Raw genomic sequence first — 18,911 nt, forward strand, 5'->3', positions numbered from 1 at the left:
AGGGTTGCCGCGCACCGTCAACAAGGCTTTCCGGAGGCGGTGCGCTGCGCGGTCAGGTCGTAGACGCTGCCGTCCTCGCGCACGACGCTCGCCCCGCATTCACGGATGCGTTCGATCCTGCCCATCGCGATGCGACCGCCGGCGAAGTAGCGCGTACCACCGGCATCCGCGAGCCACGCCGAATGGGGCGACGTGACGAGATTGAGGCCAAAGCTTTCGAGCGGAATGCGCACGGGACCGCTCGCGTTTTCGTGACCGGCGAAGGTCAGCGCCCGCAGGCCTTCGATCTGCGACTGCGCCGTACGGGCGACCAGCGCGTAGTCCCAGGAATCGGCCTTGAGGTGCGCGCCCGCTCCCGGCAAGGTCACGATGAACGCGCCGGGCTTCTCCACCCGCGCTTGCGCGCCGCGGTAGTACTGGTCGAGCAGATCGCTCAGCTGCTCCGCGATGTTCTGCATCACGAACACACGCACGCTCACTGACTGGTCGGCGGCGCGTGCGGCCAGCGACAGCGCCGCGAGATCCGCAGGCGTCTGGACGTAGCCTTCATAGATGCGCATGCCCGAGGTCTTGTCGGTTTCCACACGCACCTGACTGAATGCGGGCCGCTCGAGCAGCGGCGCCCGCGGAGGCACGGCGTTGCTTGCGAAAGGATTCAGGCTGAGCCAGGCAGCGAGCGCGAGCGGAGTCGCCGCCAACCCGAACCACACGAGGCGCGGAATGCGCGCGCAACGCATGCGCAGCCACGCAAGCGGTGCATGCCTCAGCAGCCAGTCGGCTTCGGCCTGTTTCGTACTCTGCTCGTCCGGATACTCGCCGCGACTGAACAGCAACGAGGTACCGCCCAGGCAAAACGTGGCGCCGTGATCCAGCAGCGTGCGCGACCCCGACTTGAGCGGGCGGGCGAATACCGTGACGCCGTCGGCCAGCGCGGACAGCACGAGTTGCGGTCCGTGCAGTTGCGCGCGCGCATGGCGCGGGGCGATGCCGTCGTCGGCGAGAATCAGATCGGCGTCGTTGTCCTTGCCGATCTCGAGGTCCTGATCCACCTTGAGCGGAAGGCTCGCGCCCGCGTGCAGTCCGCTCGTAACGAAGATGCGTGGCAAGCCGTTCATCGTGCGTCCTTGGCGGTGACAGCGCGGTCCGCGCCGGTGATGGTTGTGGCTGCGGGAAGCAGGGGCATCGCGGCTGGCGTTGCAGAGGCCATCGGGGCGTCCGCCGCGACAGGCCGGTCCGTCACGCGCTTCAACTGCGGCGTGATGAGGATGAGGCGCTCGGTACGGCCGCTCGACGTCGTTTCATTGCTGAACAGCTGGCCGATGAACGGAATGTCGCCGAGCAAGGGCACCTTCGAGCCGCCGGACTGGCTGTGCTCGTACTCGTATCCGCCTATCAAAAGGCTTTCACCATCCGGCACCACGGCCTGCGTGATGATGGAGTTGCTGCGGACGCGCGGAATGCCGTCGACGGCTTCGTCGTTGTCGAAGGTGCCGTCTTCGATCTGGACGCTCAGCAGGATGCGGCCGTTTTCGGCGCCGCTTTGTTCGACGGTCGGTGTCACCTTGAGCACCAGTCCGGTATCGACGTTGAAAAGATTGGCATCCTGATTACCCGCGACGCGCACATACATCGAATTGCGCGACGATAAGGTGGCTTCGATGTTGTTCAACGTCAGCACGCGCGGACGCGAGAGGATGCGCGCCTGCCCGTGCTGTTCGAGGGCGTGGATCTGCTGATAGAGGTAATGCGCCGAGTTGCCGAGCAGCGTGGTGAGCGTCAGGCCGCCGTCGACGGTGGCGGTGACGCCGGGCTGCACGGTTCGCGGTCCGACCGCTTCAGTGCCGAACCAGGGCGCGGCCCGTCCGCCCGTGCCGCCGCCCGCGCCCCAGCGCACGCCGAGTTCGCGCGCGGCGTCGCTCGAGACATCCATCACTACGGCGGAGATTTCCACGAGATCCTGCGGCCGGTCGAGCAAGGCGATGGCACGTTGATAGGCCGGCATCATTTCGGGGATGTCATACACCACGACAGCATTCGTGCGCGCATCCGCGACGATGTTGCGCTGCGCCGGGCTGACCGCTGTCTGCGGCAACTCATCCGGGCCGTCGCTGGTGGATGCGCTCTGTGATGTTTCATTGAGACCCGGCAGGCTCGGCAGCGGCGGGACGCCGCGCGAGCCGCCTTTGCTTCGCGCTGGATTGCGCTGGGCCGCCACGGGCAACGAACCCGCGTTCTCCATCAAGCGGCGCAGCAGGGTGGCCACGCCCGGGATGGTCTGCTTCTGACTGCCGGATTGATACGTGATGTCCTGTGCCTGTGCATAGCGCAGCGGGAATACACGGATCTGGGTCTTTTCATAGACCTGTTGCGGCGTGGTCTGCTCGCGCGCCTGGGCGATGGCGTCGGACACTGCCTCCACGAATCGCGAAGGTCCGACTACTTTCACGCTGTCCTTCGAATAGCGCAGCGGCAAATGCGGATCATCCAGCTCAAGACTGCGCAGACGGGCGGCGACTTCATCGCGGCTCAACGGCCCGAACGGCACGGTGCGGCTGCGGACATCGTCCGCGGTGGAGACGTGAATGGTCTGGCCGTCGAAATACCAGATCAATCCCCAGGCTTCGGTGAGCGCGCGAAACACGGCGGCCGGCGGCTGATTGAATTCGCCATTGACGCTGCCGTTGACGCCGCGCGCGATATCGATACGCAAGCCACTCGCGGAAGCCACATCTTTCAGCACGTCCGAAAGACGTGAGTTTCGGGCGACGTAATGCATCGAAGCGCCCTGCCATGCCGGCTCCGCCGAATGGGCCAAATGGCATTGCCACGCCAGAAGCAGCCATGCCGCACTGTGCGCGGCACGGCGCGTTCTGTTTCTGCCAATCAAAGGATGTTTTTGCATTCTGCGCCAGTTCATGATCTTTAAGATTTTTATGCGTCGAATGCTTAGGTCTCTTATGGCTCGAACCTTAACTCACTTTATTTCGTGAAGATCTGATTCGAATACCTGCGATCCCTGCGTCCTGCATGCGCCGCGTCTTAGTGATCGAACTGTATCGCGCCTCTAATTTTCAATGGTCGTATTGGCGTATTACATGTGGCAGTCCAGAAGATTCAGAATGATCGTGCGGGTGCGTACAAGAGTATGCGCCGGAGGCAAAGCTTATTAGACGGTGTATCCGCATGAAAAATCAATGGAATAAGAATCAGGATATTTCAGGTAGGTGTTTTCCCGGTGTTTCAATTGTTATGCCGGAGCCTGGCAAGTTATGTGAACGTCATCGGGCTCTGGAATCGTGAAAAGGCAAGCTTGCGAAATCAGTTCGACCTGGATCGTGCCGCGACAGCGCTCGATGAGAATCAATGGCTTTGCGACCTGCGTCCGGCTTGAAGAAGTCTACTGGCGAATCATCGAGACGCTTGCGGAACGCGAGTCGGTCACGGTGGGAAAACTGGTGTCGAAGTGGGCGCTGGAGATGGACCTGAGCGTTCACGAAGTAAAGAACTTCACGGGCTATCTGAGGGTGGTGTGCGTGGTCGAGATGATCAAGAGAATCCAGCCGTCTTCACCGGGTGAGCCCGATGATTTTCTAAAGATTCTGGGAGCCGGCACGGGCTTGTGAAGTTGTGCGCGGCCGATGCTGCGCAAAAGGAGAGATGAACGACAGGGATATCGGAATGGGAAAGCCGAAGTGCGGTGTTCCAAGGCAGCGCACGAGTAGGCATGTGTCATTAACTCAATAGGAGCTTTCTTTATGTCAGTGAGAAACGTAAGTTCGCCGGGAATGGGCATGATGCCTCTGGTCGCGGACGACGGCGGCGGTATGGCCGGTCTTTCGGGCGCGCGATCCCGCATCGATCCGGATGTGATGCAGCAAATCCAGCAAACCGTGAAGGATTCGGTGGACGGCTACCTCGGTGGGCAAGGCGGGCCTTCTTCGATTCCAACGCAGCTCGCGGCGGGTGGCAGTGCCGGCGCGGGGTCAGGCAGCCTTCCGCCGGAAGTGGAGGACAGTATCAGTCAGGCCGTGAAGGAAGCGGTCCAGGACGTGCTGCAGGGCGGTGGCGGAGCGACGCAGCAGATGCCGCCGACGACGGGACAGGCTTCTCAAGGAATGGGCGGCGGGGGTGGAGGTGGAACTCCGATGCCTGCGCCAATGCCAGTCGATGGTCCTTCGGCAGGCGAGGGCGGTGCTTTGCCTCCGGGACAGCCGACAATGGGACCGGCTCCTCAAGGGATGGACGGCGCGGGCGGGTCGGCTGGTCCGATGACGGCACGGCAGGCTGCGATGACTGGCAATCCCGCACCGCAACCCACCATGAAGGCCGCACCGCAGCCTGCGCCACAGCCGGCGCCGCAAGCCGCTCCGGTTGCAACGGGTCAAGGCGGCAAGCAGGCAGCGAACGGCCCAGCTGGCCTTGCAGACGCAATTGGCTCGCAGGTGAAAAAGGTTATCGACTCGCTGATGAACGGAGGTAATGCGGGCACGGCAGCCAGGACTGGTGTCGGCAACCCGGGCGGTGCAATGCCTAAGGCTGCCGCTGGCGGAGGTGGTGGCGGTACGGGCGGCGCGGCGCCGAAGGCCGCCGGAGGCGGAGGTGCAGGCGGCGGTACAGGTGGTGGAGGCGGTGGCCTGGGCGCAATCGGAAATGCTTTGGGAGGCATGATGCCGAAGATGGGCGGTGGAGGGGGCGGAGGCAGTGGCTCGACGGGTGGCACGCACGCGAACCCGGCCGGTCAGCAATCCCCGAGCGGCACGCCGGAACGTGGCCAGACGGAGGACAATCCGCAGGTCAACACTCCCTCTGATTCCCAGGACCCGGGCGAAGGAACCGGGATCGGCGGGGGTGATGCCGGCGGTGGCGGTGATGCAGGCGGCGGTGCCGTTGATGGCGGTGCTGATGCAGGCGGCGGCGACGGAGGCGGCGGCGACTGATCTCGCCGATTGTTGAGACGCCGCGACACGATCCGGCGTCGAAGCGCACTGCAAGTCTCTTGCAGTGCGCTTTTCATTTTCAGGCTCGCAAGCTGAGTGGCAGACTGCGCGGCGGAATCGCACAGGAAGTGCTGGCTGATGCATGGTGGGGATTGGGCCGCGCGCCGTCGGGCCGCACGAAGCGGCCGTCGGGCTATGAATGATGAAAAAGGAGACGACGGCGTCGGGCGCCGTCGTCTCCGTGCGGGTCAGTTCAGAAGGATCGAATGGACACTCAGGCGCTGAAGTCGGACGCCCTGGCCATCTGATGGCTCTGTTCGTTGACCCAGCCCGTACCCGAGCCGGTTGCCATCAGGCGCGGGCCGTCCTGCGGCAGGTTCTGCAGCTCAGCGAAACCGTTGCTCTTTTGCACGCTGAGGCCAGCGGGGTTCTTTTCGCTCAAGCCCGTGACGCTGTACGCCTGATTGCCTCGCGTGATGGTCAGGCCGTCGGCATACGAAACGCCGCCGTCGCTCGGCTGCGTGTGCACGCCGATCGTGGTGTTATCCGGCAGATCGAAGGTCATGGAACCATTGAACATGCCGCTCGTCTGGCTGTCCGAACCCGAATTGAAATCAATGTGCGGATCTCCCCACAGCCTCGTGGCGATGTTGTTGGCCTTGTCGGTGAGCAACATCGACGAATTCGACTTGTCCAGGTCGATCTTGAACTGTCCGAGATCGATCGACCCCTTGTTGTCGCTCACGCCCGTATCGGACCAGCCGCATTGCGCCGGCGGTGCGGGCGGCATCGGCGGCGTCGGCGGGCATTGATAGCTGTTCATGGACGTGCTGCGCTGAAAGTCGGAATAGCTGAAATTGCCGCCTCCGTACGATCCTTGCGGAGCCTGGCTCGAGAACATCGAATTGAACGACTGGTACGAAGACATGCTGCCCATCGGAGAATTCAGCGAATAGTAATTCTGCGAAGCCATCGATTGATAGTAACTGGATGGATCGCTATAGGTCTGTTGCGAGAAATTGTTATAGCTCGACGTCTGATAGCCGCCGCCGCCGCAGAAGGGGGGCACGGGTGCTGGCATCGGCATCGGCATCGGCGCGGGCTGGCACGCGGGCGGCGTGGCAGGCCCGTTGCAGAAGCCGCCGCCGAACCGGCCTGGAATCCGCGGCGGCAGCGGCGGAAACGAAGTTTGCATGTTGACTGCCGAATTTGCCGAAAGTGAGAAAGTCATAAGAACGTCCTGATTGAGCGAAGGTTATGGTGATCTTTCCATGCAGTCGAACAAGCGCGACACGGAGTCGCGTCGTGTTCAAAGCTGCGAACAAAGTTTATGTTTCGATAACCCGACGCGGGTGCTACATAGTTATCGCAATAACATCGGCATAACAATGCGCATTGAATCTCGCTCCGGATTTTGGTCATGACCGGATACCACCTTTGCAAAGCCGGCGTGACTATCCTCTGAAATCACTGATATCAGGCGAGCGGCGCACAGTGCGCTCCTCGCGATCGAGAAGTTATCCAGTGAGGAATGGAAAGTGACAATCAGCGTCGAAGTAAGGGAGCCGTGCCCGGTGCAGGCGGATGACAACAAGCTGGCTCGCATGGAAGGTTCGGGCGCGGCAACGATGCGCCATGCGCTGACGGGCACGGTCAGGGCATTGACGCTGATCGGCCTCGCGGGTGCGAGTTCGCTAGCCGTCGCGCAGGGCGATGTGACGGACGCGTTCTCGAGCGCGAGTGTACAAAGCGTACATGCGCCCGAGACCGTGAAGACGGTACCCGCGCAACAAGTCGAGCCCGCTCGATCGCGCCGCAAGGGACGCGTCAGCATGCGCTTTGCGAGCGATGCAACTCCTTCCGTTGCGGCGAAAGCGACGACTGTCAAAGCCGCGAAGCCTTCAAAGCGGTCCACGCCGGGCAAGCGCGCCGCGTGGCGCAAGCAGAGACTCAAGCCGCTTCCGGGCGCGGTGCGATCCTATGCGACAGAGCCGGGACAGCGAAGCAGCAAGCGTGCTCCGGCGCATCCGGCCAGCGCCATCCGCCCGCAGCCTCGGACCGAAGCAGCGCGGCCGATGGCCATCGAGAAAGTGTTTCGCGCGGTCTCGCTTGCGGAGATCCAGGAAAATGACGAGAGCGTGCTCGCCGCTGCGCCGGTCGCCGCCACGGACACGGCGGCGCCGGCGGACGCTTCGGGAACGGATGGGCATGGGCAGGCCGCCTCCCTTAACGGCATCACGGCGCACGCGCTGGTTTCACAGGCGGCCCAGGCCACAGCCGCGAATAGTCTCGCCATCGGTAACGACTCACTGGCAAGCGGCGCGCGTTCGAGCGCGGTCGGCAACGGCGCCGTGGCAAGCGCGGCCAATTCAGTGGCGCTGGGCGCGGACTCGCTTGCGGACCGCGAGAACACGGTGTCGGTCGGCAGCGCGAGACACGAGCGGCAGATCACCAACGTCGCGCCGGGAACAGCAGCCACGGACGCCGTCAATCTCGGGCAAATGAACAATGCGATAGGCGGCGTGAACAGCCGCATCGACGATGTGGACCGGGTTGCGCGGCGCGGCATCGCGTCGGCGGCGGCGCTCAATATCGTGACGCCGTATCTGCCGGGACGCACCACGGTCAACGCGGGTCTGGCGAGTTATCGCGGGCAGTCGGCGCTTGGCATCGGCTTGTCGCGCTGGAACCAGAAGGGGACGGTCAACTACAACCTGGGCGTGTCCACGGCCGGCGGCAACAGCACGATTGTGCGCGTGGGCATCGGCATCGTCCTGCGAGCGTGAGCGCCACTGGATTCATCGCGCGACGGGCGTCTCCGTCGCGACGCCGCGCTTCAGCACCCGCGCCTGCAACACGATGACGAGCAACAGGAACATGCCGCGAATCACCGACTGCCAGTACGCGGACAACGAAATATAGCCCAGCCCGTTCTCGAAGTTGAGCAGGTTGAACACGAGCCCGAGCAGCGCCACGCCGGCGATGGTCATCGCGATGGAACCCTCGCCGCCGGTCAGCCGGGTGCCGCCGAGCACCACGGCAGAGATGGCGAACAGTTCCCAGCCGACGCCTTCGTTCGGCTGGCCCGCACCGAATTGCGCGGCGAGGATCGCGCCCGCGATGCCCGCGAGCAGACCGCTGACGGCATACACGAAGACAAGCGTGCGATCCACGTTCAGCCCCATCAGACGCGACGCTTCCTCGCTTCCGCCGATAGCCAGCGCATGCCGTCCAAAGCGCGAACTGCGCAGCGCCAGCCAGCCGATCACCGCGACCACCGCGCAGACGATGCCTGGAATCGGCAGCCCGAGAAAATCTCCCTGGCCGAAGGCGGCGAAATTGGTATCGGACGAAATGGCGACCGCGTCGTTATGACCGAGCAGCAGCGCGAGTCCGTGCGCACCGAGGCTAGTCGCCAGCGTGACGATGAACGGCAGGATGCGCATGTGCGTGATGACGAGTCCGTTCAGCACGCCGACCGCGAGGCCCGCGAGCGAACCGGCAAGCACGCCGGCCACGACGCCATGTCCGCTGGCCAGCGCCGCCACGACGCTCGCCAGCGCGGCCACTGCGCCGACCGAGAGATCGATGCCGCCCGTGATGATGACGAAGGCCATGCCGATGGAGATCAGCAGGAACATCGAGTTGTAGCGCCAGAACGACGTGATGTTGTAGGCGTCGGCGAAATGCTCGTAGCGCGTGACGCCGAGCACGAGCAGCGCGGCGAGCGCGATCAGGATGGGCAAGTTCTTTTTCATGAGCGGCTCAGCCTCGCTTGCGTTGCACGTACACGGCGGCGATGATGATCGCGGCCTTCAGCACGAGCGCGGCGGCGTCCGGAATGCCGTGCGCGAGCAGCGTGTAGCGCAGCAGCTGGATGATCAGCGCGCCGATCAGCGTGCCGGTGATATAGGCCTTGCCGCCCGTGAGCGCGGTGCCGCCCACGGCGACGGCCGCAATGGCATCGAGTTCCACGCCCAGGCCCACGACGTTCGCATCCGACGACGAATTCACCGAGATCGAAATCAGCCCGGCGAGCCCCGCAAGCGCCGCGCACGCGGTATAGGCGAGCATCTTCACGCGGGTGGTCGGAATGCCCGAGAGATAGGCGGCGGCTTCGTTGCCGCCCGTCACGAGCAGGTACTTGCCGAACAGGGTCTTGCGCACGATCCACGTGAACACAGCGACGAGCACGAGCATCAGCAGGATCTGGAACGGCACGCCCGCGACCTTGCCGAGCGCGATCCACTGGAACGCGGGATTGTTGAAGGCTTGCAGGCTGCCGTCGGTGACTACTTGCGCAATGCCGCGTCCCGCGATGAACAGCACGAGCGTCGCGACGATGGGCTGCACGTTCAAGCGCGTGACGAGAAGGCCGTTGAAGACGCCGCACACGGCGGCGGCGAGCACCGGCAGCGTGAACGCGAGCACGATGCCGAGCGGGCCTGCGATGTTCGTGAAGAGCATCGGCGCGAGCGCGCCGGCAATCGCCATCGAGGCGCCCACGGAGAGGTCGATGCCGCCCGTCGCCACGACCAGCGTCATGCCGATGCCGACGATCACGATCGTCACCACCTGCGTGAGATTCACGTTGAAGGTCTGCAGCGACACGAAATGCTGCGTGAAGATCAGGTTGAAGACGATCATCGCGAGCAGCACGGCAATCTCGCGCTGGATCGCGATGCCACGTCGTTTCTTCGCCGGCGCGGCGGACGCGAGGGCGCCGGCCGGTTGGGTCTTGTCGATCATCATTCGCTTCCTCGCGCAGTCGTTTCCACGGCTTCGGCCAGCGTCGATTGTTCGCCCGCGCCGTAGGCGATGGCGTCCATGATCGCGGCCTCGTTCATCTGCGCGCCGTCCAGTTGCGCGACGGTCTCGCCGTCGCGGATCACCACGGCGCGGTCGGCGACCGCGGTCAGCTCTTCGAGTTCGGATGCCGACAGCAGCACGGCGAGCCCCGAATCGCGCAGCTCGCGCACGATCTTCGCGACATCCGCCTTCGCGCCGACATCGATGCCGCGCGTCGGTTCGTCGAGCAGCAGGAGGCGCGGCTGCGTGGCAAGCCAGCGCGCCAGCAACACCTTTTGCTGGTTGCCGCCGGACAATTCGCGGATGGGCTGGTCGGGTGAACGCAGCTTGATGCCGAGCGACTCGATGAAGCCATCGACGATCTCGCGCTGCCTTGCGACATCGACGACGCCGCGTTTCGTCAACGCGGGCAGGCAGACGAGCGTGAGGTTGTCGCGCACGGAGAGCTCCGGCACGATGCCTTCGGCCTTGCGGTCTTCCGTCAGATAAGCGACGCCGCGCGCGATCGCATCCTTCGGCGACTTGAACGCAGCGCTCTCGCCGTTCACGGCCAGCGTGCCCTTCGCGGGGCGGTCCGCGCCGAACAGCAGGCGCATGGTCTCGGTGCGGCCCGAGCCGAGCAGACCCGCGAGGCCCACTGCTTCGCCCGCGTGGACGTCGAGCGATACGTCGGTCACTTTCGCGCCTGCCGCCAGGCCTTGCGCGGCGAGCGCCACCGGGCCGCGCTTCGCGAGATTCGCTTCCTTCACCGCGCTGTCTTCGTGCACGACGGCGGCGAGCGTGCGGCCGAGCATCGTCGTGACGAGCTTGAGCTTGTCCATCTCCTGCATCGTGCTTTCGGCGACGGTCTGGCCATCGCGCATCACCGTGACGCGGTCGCATAGCGCGTACAGTTCATCGAGCCGGTGCGAGACGAAGATCACTGCGCGGCCGTCGTCGCGCAAACGGCGCACCACGCTGAACAGCAATTCGACTTCACGCTCGTCGAGCGAGGACGTGGATTCGTCCATGATGACCATCTTCGCGTCCGACGACACCGCGCGCGCCAGCGCCACCATCTGCTGGATCGCGGTGGAGTAGTCGAGCACGGGCTTCTTGACGTCGATATGCAAGCCGAACGATTCGAGCAGTTCCGACGCACGCCGCTGCACGCTCTTCCAGTCGATCAGGCCAAAGCGGCGCGGTTCGCGGCCGAGAAAGATGTTCTCGGCAACGGAGCGGAACGGCACCAGGTTGATCTCCTGATAGATCGTGCTGATGCCTGCCTCGCGCGCTTCCTTCGGCGTGCGGAAATCGACTTCGCGGCCGTCGAAGCGCACCGTGCCCGCGCTCTTGCGATAGGCGCCGGTCAGGATCTTGATGAGGGTCGATTTGCCCGCGCCGTTCTGGCCGATCAGCGCATGCACTTCGCCCGCGGCGACGGTGAGGCGCGCGTGCTTAAGCGCGGCGACGCCGCCGAAGGCGATGTCGATGTCCTGCATGTCGAGAAGGGGAGTCTGAGCCATGCCGTGAGTCCGTCGAAATGAAAAAGCGAGCGCCCGCTTTCAGGCGCCCGCAAGACACACACACTTCGCTTCAGTACCCGTACTGCATGCTCGCGTCGACGTTGCTCTTGTCGTAGAAGCGGTCGGACACCTTCACCCACGGCGGAATCGATTCGCCCTTCGCATACTTCTGCGCGACGTCGCAGGCCAGCGGGCCGAAGAACGGACTCGACTGCACGCTCGCGCCGAGTTCGCCGGCCTTGATGGCTTCGAGACCGCCCTTGGTGCCGTCGATGGTCACGATCTGGATGTCCTTGCCAGGCTGCTTGCCGGCCGCCTTGATCGCGGCGATGGCGCCGAGCGCCATTTCGTCGTTGTGCGCGTAGACGGCGGTCACGTCCGGATGTGCCTGGAGCAGCGTCTCCATGACCTGACGGCCCTTGTCGCGTGCGAAGTCGCCGCTCTGCGATGCCACGATCTTCATGCCCGGGTTCTTCGCGATGACATCGTCGAAACCCTTCTTGCGGTCGTTCGCGGCGGATGCGCCCGTCGAGCCTTCCAGTTCGATGATGGTCGCCTTGCCGTTGGTGGCCTTCACGAGCCAGTCGGCGGCGCGGTGACCCTGATCGATGAAGTCGGAGCCGATGAAGGTGATGTAGTCCTTGCCCGCCTTCGCCATCGACTGGTCGATGTTGCGATCCACAAGGATCACCGGAATGCCCGCCTTCTTGGCCTGCATGACCACCGGCACGAGCGGCTTCTCTTCACGCGGCGGAAACACCAGCAGATCCACGTGCTGCGCGATCATGCTCTGGATGTCCGACACCTGCTTCGCCGCCGAACTGTTGGCATCGGTCATGACCATCTGCCAGCCGCACTTCGCCGCGATGTCCTTGAAGCTCTTGGTTTCGGCCAGGCGCCACGGGTTGTTGCTCTCCGTCTGCGCGAAACCCACCTTCAACGGTTTCTTGTTCGGGATTTTCGGCAGGCCGTCGTCGGCGGCATGCGCCGCGCCGATACCGGCGGCGAACGTCAGGGTGGCGAGTACGGCAGCGAGCGGGCGCAGGCCCAAGCGTGATTTCTTCTCTAGCGACAGCATGTCTTCCTCCATAGGATGGTTTGCCTTTTTCTAGTGATGCCGATGCTTGTGTTGCCCGGTCTGCGTGCTGCGAGAGTGTTCTGCGTTCCTGCTGCGCGGTGGCGGTTTATTAACCGTCAATCGCTAATATTATTAATGGCGAGCTGCTTTGTTTCGCTGATGACCCTGACCGAGCCGCGCTCGATCAGCGGTCCGTCGATCTTCACGGTACGGCGCCGCACCGGCGCGCCCGCGGTGCGGTTCTCTTCCTCCTGCAACAGCGTGTCCACCGCCCAGCGGCCCAGTTCATAGTTGGGCAGCACCACCGTCGACAACGGCGGATGCGTATGCCGCGCGATTTCCTGATCGTCGTAGCCGAGGACGGAGACGTCGTCGGGCACGCGCAGGCCGAGTTGCTTGAGCGCCTCGATGGCGCCGAGCGCCATCAGGTCGTTCGCGCAGAAGATGGCGGTGGGCGGGTTCGGCTCACGCATCAGCGCAAGCGTCTGTTCGAAGCCGGTGTGCGGGCTCCAGTCGCCTTCGCGCACGAGTTCCGGCGCGAACGGCAGGTCCGCCGTGGCAAGCGCCGTGCGATAGCCCTTCAACCGGTCGCGCGCGGCGTCCTGCCAGGGCTCGCCGTTGATATAGCCGATGCGCCGGTGGCCCGCGCTCAACAGGTGATCGGTGGCGCTGTGGCCGCCCGCGACTTCGGCGGGCACCACCGAGGACACGTTCGTCTCGTTCGCATAGCAGTTGAGCAGCACCGTGGGCACGCGGGCGAGCGCGGCCGGCAGCGTCACGCGGCGCGTATAGACGGTGGCGTAGATGACGCCGAGCACGTCCGGATTGCCCAGCGTTGCATCGAGCACGCGCGCTTCAATTTCTGCATTGCCGTGTGTCGAATAGACCGCGAGCATGCGGCCATGGGCGAAGGCTGCGTCGCGCGCGCCGTCGATGCTCACGACCGGATGCGGACTCGTCGAGATTTCATCGGCGAGATAGACGATCAGGTTGCGTTCGCTTGCGTTGCCGAGCGGCTCGGCCGGCTCGCGCTGCGTCATGCGATAGCCGAGATCCTGGGCCGCGCGCAACACCTTGTCGCGCGTCGCGTCCGAGAACTTCGCGCCGCTCGCGTTGTTCAGCACGAGCGAAACCGTGGACTGCGAGACTCCGGTGAGTTTCGCGATGTCGGTCATCGTCGGGCGGCGTTGCGTCGTCTTTTTCATCGTGCAGGCCGCGTCGGGCGGCTGGATCCTTTTCTGTTGTTCGACAGGCCAGGCAGGGCGAAACTTGTCACTAATATTAGTGATGAATACTGCGGAAAGCACGTATTTCTTGGACATAGTGGCTCAGGGTTTTCACCGGTTATTACTAATAATATTGACGAATCGATTACGCGCGTGCGATTCTGCTTTGACCAACGCTCAAGGAGACGGCGCATGGGCAAGTACGACGAAGGCACGCGAGACACACTCGCCGCATCGTTCGAGCGGGACGGTTTCGTCGTGCTGCGCAATCACTTCTCGCGCGCGACGATCGAGGCTTGGCGCGACGCCTTCGCGCCGCTGCTGCAACCGCATGTGGAGCAGGCGCTCGAGGCCTCGACCAGCGGCAATCGCGGACCGGGCCGCTATTACGTGACGCTGCCGTTCGAAGGCGGCTTCGCGGACCCGGCCATCTTTTGCGACGAAGACATCGTGGGCATCGTCGAAAGAGTCGCCGGGCCGGATCCGGTGATGTGCCAGCTCGCCACGGACACGCCGGTGCTTGGCTCGGTGCATCAGGAGTGGCATCGCGACACGCCGCCGCTCTTCGACGACGCGCCCGAGACGCCTTCCTTCCAGCTCGCGGTGAACTTCCCGCTCGTCGATGTCGACGACAGCAACGGTCCGCTGGAAACCACGCGCGGCACGCATCGGCTGTCTCGCGACGAGGCGCTCGCCGGTCTGGAAGCGGGGCGGTTCCCGGCGGAGCGCGTGCCGATGCAAGTCGGCGACGTGATGATTCGCGACGTGCGCGGCTTGCATCGCGGTACGCCGAACCTGACCGGTGAGCCGCGCCCGATGGTCGTGATTGGCTACAGCCGGGCGTGGTATTTCCGGCCTGAAGTGCATATCGACGTGCCGCGCGACGTGTTTGCCGCGTTGCCCGCGCGCGCACGGCGTCTGCTGCGTTTCAATCCGCAAGTGGATGAGACTGCGCGGACCTTCGATGAAAACTACCGGCAGTTCGCATATTGAGCACGCCTGCTTCCGCACGTCTCGTCGAGTTGCGCCACGAGGGGCGGCGCGTGCTGTTGGCGCCGGACATTGGCGGCGCAATTGCCGCTTTCGACGAATTCCGCGATGGTCGGACGGTTCATTGGCTGCGTCCTGCTACGTCGGAGGCGCTGGCTGCGCGCGATCCGCTGGGCATGGCGAGTTTTCCGCTTCTGCCGTACTGCAATCGGATTCGCGATGCGCGGTTCGTTTTTCAAGGTGCGGTTGTGGATCTGTCCGGCGATGGGAACGCGTTTCCGCACGCATTGCACGGTAATGCCTGGCGCTTGCCTTGGCGGGTGGACGATTTTTCGGATAGGCGGGCGCGGCTGGCCTTGCGGCATGAGCCTTCTCCGGAAGCAGCGCACCACTGGCCATTTGCCTATGAAGCAGCGCAGGACTTCACACTCGACGCCGATAGCCTGAGCGTAACGCTGTCCATGCGCAATCTGGCCGATCGGCCTATGCCGTTTGGCATGGGGCATCATCCGTACTATCCAAGAAGCGTTAATACGCGCATTCATGCGCGCGTCAGGGCGATGTGGCACAGCACTTCTGATCTGCTGCCCACGCATGCCGGCGCGCATCCCAGCGTGGACGCAATGGCGTCGCAAGAAGGCATGTCCGCCGATGCCTTCGATCTCGACAATAACTATGCTTGCTGGTCGCGCACTGCGATTGTGGAGTGGCCCGATGAGCGTCGGTCTGTCACGCTTTCTGCCGATCCTCGCTTCGCGCATATGGTCGTGTATGCGCCTGCCGCGTATCCGGATTTGCTTTGCGTCGAGCCCGTGAGCAATGTGGCCGATTGGGTCAATCTCTTTTCTGTCGAGCACGCGTTGAAGGGTGGGGCGGTGTTGATGCCCGGGGAGTCTGCCTGCGCTTCGTTCAGGTGGATGACTCGGTTTGATTGAGTCCCTTCCCCGGGTGGGCTCTTGACCCTCGCCTGTGCTTTCATAAACTTCCCGGTTTCGCGTCGGTCTATTGGCACTGCCCCTCCCCGGGGCGGGGGTAACTTTCTTTGCGTGCTGCAAAGAAAGTCACCAAAGAAAGCAGCTTTCCTACCGCCCAGCGTCACCCCACGGCGCAGCACAGAACCACGTTTCTGGCCCGGCAATAGCGAGTGCCCTCATAATCCCCACCCGGCTTGGATCGCAGACCCACTGAGACAAACTGCCGTTTAGCAAACTGGTGCAGCCATTGATAGCGCCGGCTCAGCGCTACGCGCTGCCGCAGGGCATGCAAGGGAAACCGTCGAAGGGTCATGCAGTGCTTGGTGAGGGATGCGGCGGTGACGCCCGGTCTCCCTGGGCCGGCAGTAGCGAGTGCCCTCAAGGCCCCCCGGCTTGGATCGCGGACCCACTGAGACAAACTGCCATCTAGCAAACTGGTGCAGCCATTGAAAGCGCCGGCCCAGCGCTACGCGCTGCCGCATGCAAAGGAAACCGTCGAAGAGTCTATGCAGTGCTTCGTGAGGGATGCGGCGGTGACGCCCGGTCTACCTGGCCCGGCAGTAGCGAGTGCCCTCAAGGCCCCCCGCTTGGATCGTGGACCCACTGAGACAAACTGCCGTCTAGCAAACCGGTGCAGCCATTGAAAGCGCCGGCTCAGCGCTACGCGCCGCCGAATGGGATGCAAGGGAAACCGCGAGGGTTGGATGCGTTTGGGGCTTGGCGATACTGCCGGGCCGTTTCGGCAGTATCGCGCTGCTTTTTTTAATTGGATTTCGCTGCGCCGCCGCTCGACGTGCCCGAATCCATGCCGCTCTTCTTGTTCTTCTGCATCTTGCTCGAGCCATGTTGCGAACCCATCGTGTTCGCACCCGATGCGCCAGACGTCGTGCCCGTCACCCCCTCGCTGTTCGGCGTGCTCATGCCCGTGCCGCCCTGGCCAGCGCCGTTACCGCCCGCCGTGCCGCCCCCAGCGCCGCCTCCGGCTCCGCCGCCCGCGCCCTGCGCGAATGCCGCGCCCGACAAAGCCAGCAACATCGTGGAAACCAGCAAGCCCTTCTTCGCGCTCTTCATGATGTGTCCTCCCATTTATGGATGATTGCGCATAGGCCGTCAGGCTCGACGCCGCAGCTATGCGCCTTACATCGCGCAAGGCTCGTGCCTCGCAAACAGGAAAGACCCAACGCGTCAGGCCAGCGCCTCGTCACACCATTCAATCGCCCAAGCCCGAGCGCAGTGCAGCGCATCCGATTCGTTCGCAAATGTGTCCAGATCGCCTGAGTCGAAGATCTCCAGTTGCGCCGCCGGTTCGCCATGAGCACGGGTGATCCGTGCGTGAGCGTAAAAGCCGCCGTCCTCGTCGTGACGGGCCGTGCAGTCAATGTGGAAAGTCTTGTAGTCGAAGCGCATCACAATCTCCAGTTTCCGTTTGGGCAGGGCGAGGTTGCAGAGGCGTCTCAAAGCCTTCGCGAACCCATCGCAAACCATCGCAAACCCTCCGCAAGAGTCAAACCCATGCCATCGCGCGTTGCATCTGAGCGTTCTCGAAGGCGGGCGCGAAGGCCTCCAGATCGGCGGCGCGCATGCCGATTTCCGCCGATTGCGCCACGCGCCGCCAATCGGCAAGCGCGCTGGTGACTTGTCGAAGAATGCGCTTTGCGCTGCTGTCGGACAGTCTGAAATAAAGAGCTTCCCGCATGACGGCGTCGATGGAATCGACCGGGCCGTCCGTTTCATTGATCCATAGCTTCAGCTCGGGATCCTTGTCCGGAAAAGGGTTCAGGTCGAAGGCCGGCGCGAGTTGCCATTGGCCGTGCTCGACATGCAGGAAGCCATGGTTCTGAAGGTGATCGTCGACGTTGGTGATGAGCAGTTTGAAGACGAGCCGCCGCCACAGTTCTTCCAGGTCGCGTCGCGGATCGACGCACCGTGCGACGATCACGTCCGCAATCTCGGTGTAGGCATGATCGTCGGTGCGCGACGCCTGGAGCATCGACGCCGCCGACAAATAAGGAATGCGTCCGCCCGACGCCGCGCGGTCGAAACGCCGCACAAGGGCCACCGGGACGTCTTCCGACACGACAATGCGCGCGTGGGCCGCCCTGATGCCCGCCGCGTCGGCCAGTCTCAAGGCGAGCACTTCGCCACGCGTGACACAGCGCTCGTCCTGAACGCTGGGAAACTTGCCGATGGCAAGATGGCCGTCCTGGTCGAGCAACGTGCACTTGGGACGCATGCCACCGAGCGACGTGCCCCGGCCCCGAAGGTATTGCAGGTCCGCCTCGGTTTCCTGATTCAGCTCGACCGCACGGGAGGCGCCGATGAGTTGAGCCAGTTCGATCAAAGGCGGCGTGCCCCGGCCGCGCGGCGCATGGGGCCGCAGGAAACGGCCATTCGCGTCCGTCAGCCTGAGCGCACCAACGCGGCTCTGGTCGTCAACGCCGAGCAAGTAATCCAGCTCGGTGAGCGCCGCGCTGGACGGCGGTTCTCCGTTCAACCGCGCGGCGCGCCGCTGCTTCGCATGATCCCGTGCAATGACCCGGCACCCCCAGCCATCCGGCTCAGTATCGGCGAACGCGAAATGGAAGATCGAATCTTCACGGCTCGGCGCCCTGCGAAATTGATGGCCCTCGACCAGCGGCAAATCGGGCGAGATCTCAAAACGGTTGTCAGCCGAGAACCAGGCGTGATCATAGGCAAAGGTCGTGCTTTGACGGGCGCCGTCCTTATTGAAGGTCAGCGCACCCACCGGAATGGCACTGTCTCCCACCACGACGCGCACACTCTGGCGCACGGCAGCACCTCTCATAGCGCCCCCGATTCAGGGGTGATGCGCTTCTTTCGAATGCGCTGCGGTAACTCCTGGTTCATCAGCGTGAGGCCTATCTCGTCGGAGGCCGTGTCCAGCAGGCCATCTATCTTGTCCAGTTCGCCCAGAATCATGAATGCTCGCGCGATCAGTCCGATAGGAATGCGCGCGTCGCCATGCTCCAGGCGTCGCAAGGTGGCGACCGATGTCTGTATGCGTTCGGCCATCGACGCTTGCGTAAGACGTCGGCGCCGGCGCGCCAGCGCGAGATCGGCGCCCAGCTTTCTCAAAGCACGGGCAACGGGCGGAGGGGGCAACCCATTTTTGGCTGAACCGCTCACATGTGAGCGATTATCGTGCTTAGGCATGCACCAGTGAGCGGTTAGATGAAGGTGGAATCTTTTTAAGCATTATCGACAGGGAAGCTTCTGGAAGTCAATAAATTCGGATCAAACGCTCATGCATGAGCGATAAATCGGCTTTGACGCTCGCATATGAGCGCTTAAATAGCATTGAATAAATTTTGAAACGCCGGGCCCGCAACCTGCGGAAGTGTTGCGACAACTCCCCAGTCAACCTCCTTCTC

General features: G+C 63.6%; 17 protein-coding genes. 5 read left to right on the plus strand and 12 right to left on the minus strand.

Features of this window, described 5'->3' with window-relative positions; translation table 11 throughout:
* Window positions 1-17: 17 nt before the first annotated feature.
* Both QCE62_RS23005 and sctC read right to left on the minus strand, forming a co-directional pair.
* Window positions 18-1,115 (minus strand): FHA domain-containing protein, encoded by a 1,098-nt coding sequence (locus tag QCE62_RS23005; protein WP_309923528.1) that lies wholly within the window; start codon window positions 1,113-1,115, stop codon window positions 18-20.
* Window positions 1,112-2,917: a type III secretion system outer membrane ring subunit SctC gene (gene sctC / locus QCE62_RS23010; protein ID WP_409017900.1), complete on the minus strand. Its 1,806-nt coding sequence runs from the start codon at window positions 2,915-2,917 to the stop codon at window positions 1,112-1,114. Before sctC ends, QCE62_RS23005 begins: the two co-directional genes overlap by 4 nt.
* Before the next feature lie 379 nt (window positions 2,918-3,296).
* On the opposite strand from sctC, the gene QCE62_RS23015 reads away from it, so the two are divergent.
* Both QCE62_RS23015 and QCE62_RS23020 read left to right on the plus strand, forming a co-directional pair.
* Complete coding sequence (locus tag QCE62_RS23015) at window positions 3,297-3,623, plus strand: ribbon-helix-helix domain-containing protein (protein ID WP_309923532.1); 327 nt, start codon at window positions 3,297-3,299, stop codon at window positions 3,621-3,623.
* 168 nt (window positions 3,624-3,791) lie between these two features.
* Entirely contained in the window at window positions 3,792-4,937 is a 1,146-nt protein-coding gene (locus tag QCE62_RS23020; RefSeq protein WP_309923534.1) for a hypothetical protein, read from the plus strand.
* A 274-nt stretch (window positions 4,938-5,211) separates the two neighbouring features.
* Here QCE62_RS23020 and QCE62_RS23025 read toward each other — a convergent pair whose 3' ends face one another.
* Window positions 5,212-6,132 (minus strand): DUF1521 domain-containing protein, encoded by a 921-nt coding sequence (locus tag QCE62_RS23025; protein ID WP_309923536.1) that lies wholly within the window; start codon window positions 6,130-6,132, stop codon window positions 5,212-5,214.
* Between the two features lie 343 nt (window positions 6,133-6,475).
* Here QCE62_RS23025 and QCE62_RS23030 point away from each other — a divergent pair, with 343 nt between their 5' ends.
* Complete coding sequence (locus QCE62_RS23030) at window positions 6,476-7,723, plus strand: YadA-like family protein (RefSeq protein ID WP_309923538.1); 1,248 nt, start codon at window positions 6,476-6,478, stop codon at window positions 7,721-7,723.
* Window positions 7,724-7,735: 12 nt separating this feature from the next.
* Here the strand turns inward: QCE62_RS23030 and QCE62_RS23035 are convergent, their stop codons facing one another.
* From QCE62_RS23035 to QCE62_RS23055, 5 genes are all read right to left on the minus strand, one after another.
* The gene (locus QCE62_RS23035; RefSeq protein WP_309923540.1) at window positions 7,736-8,695 is read right to left on the minus strand and encodes an ABC transporter permease; all 960 of its coding nucleotides are present in this window, start codon (window positions 8,693-8,695) and stop codon (window positions 7,736-7,738) included.
* Window positions 8,696-8,702: 7 nt separating this feature from the next.
* Window positions 8,703-9,686 (minus strand): ABC transporter permease, encoded by a 984-nt coding sequence (locus QCE62_RS23040; RefSeq protein WP_409017920.1) that lies wholly within the window; start codon window positions 9,684-9,686, stop codon window positions 8,703-8,705.
* Window positions 9,686-11,251 (minus strand): sugar ABC transporter ATP-binding protein, encoded by a 1,566-nt coding sequence (locus tag QCE62_RS23045; protein WP_309923544.1) that lies wholly within the window; start codon window positions 11,249-11,251, stop codon window positions 9,686-9,688. The genes QCE62_RS23040 and QCE62_RS23045 overlap by 1 nt, the downstream gene beginning before the upstream one ends.
* Window positions 11,252-11,321: 70 nt before the next feature.
* Complete coding sequence (locus QCE62_RS23050; RefSeq protein WP_309923546.1) at window positions 11,322-12,329, minus strand: ABC transporter substrate-binding protein; 1,008 nt, start codon at window positions 12,327-12,329, stop codon at window positions 11,322-11,324.
* A gap of 116 nt (window positions 12,330-12,445) precedes the next feature.
* Entirely contained in the window at window positions 12,446-13,534 is a 1,089-nt protein-coding gene (locus tag QCE62_RS23055; RefSeq protein WP_309923548.1) for a LacI family DNA-binding transcriptional regulator, read from the minus strand.
* Window positions 13,535-13,747: 213 nt separating this feature from the next.
* Between QCE62_RS23055 and QCE62_RS23060 the strand changes: the two genes are divergently transcribed.
* On the plus strand, window positions 13,748-14,548 hold the full coding sequence (locus QCE62_RS23060; RefSeq protein WP_309923549.1) for a phytanoyl-CoA dioxygenase family protein: 801 nt from the start codon (window positions 13,748-13,750) through the stop codon (window positions 14,546-14,548).
* Window positions 14,545-15,480 carry an aldose 1-epimerase gene (locus QCE62_RS23065; RefSeq protein ID WP_309923551.1) on the plus strand — a complete coding sequence of 312 codons (936 nt, stop codon included), beginning with the start codon at window positions 14,545-14,547 and terminating at the stop codon, window positions 15,478-15,480. The genes QCE62_RS23060 and QCE62_RS23065 overlap by 4 nt, the downstream gene beginning before the upstream one ends.
* Window positions 15,481-16,281: 801 nt before the next feature.
* Here the strand turns inward: QCE62_RS23065 and QCE62_RS23070 are convergent.
* The 4 genes from QCE62_RS23070 to QCE62_RS23085 form a co-directional block, all read right to left on the minus strand.
* Entirely contained in the window at window positions 16,282-16,590 is a 309-nt protein-coding gene (locus QCE62_RS23070; RefSeq protein WP_309923554.1) for a hypothetical protein, read from the minus strand.
* 114 nt (window positions 16,591-16,704) lie between these two features.
* Window positions 16,705-16,926, minus strand: coding sequence for a hypothetical protein (locus QCE62_RS23075; protein ID WP_309923555.1), 222 nt, complete (start codon window positions 16,924-16,926; stop codon window positions 16,705-16,707).
* 97 nt (window positions 16,927-17,023) lie between these two features.
* Window positions 17,024-18,325, minus strand: a complete 1,302-nt coding sequence (locus QCE62_RS23080; protein ID WP_409017901.1) for a type II toxin-antitoxin system HipA family toxin — start codon at window positions 18,323-18,325, stop codon at window positions 17,024-17,026.
* A complete protein-coding gene (locus QCE62_RS23085; RefSeq protein WP_309923559.1) occupies window positions 18,322-18,693 on the minus strand; it encodes a helix-turn-helix domain-containing protein in 372 nt (123 codons plus the stop codon). The genes QCE62_RS23080 and QCE62_RS23085 overlap by 4 nt, the downstream gene beginning before the upstream one ends.
* Window positions 18,694-18,911 lie beyond the last annotated feature (218 nt).

Source organism: Caballeronia sp. LZ033 (assembly GCF_031451265.1).
Taxonomy (GTDB): domain Bacteria; phylum Pseudomonadota; class Gammaproteobacteria; order Burkholderiales; family Burkholderiaceae; genus Caballeronia.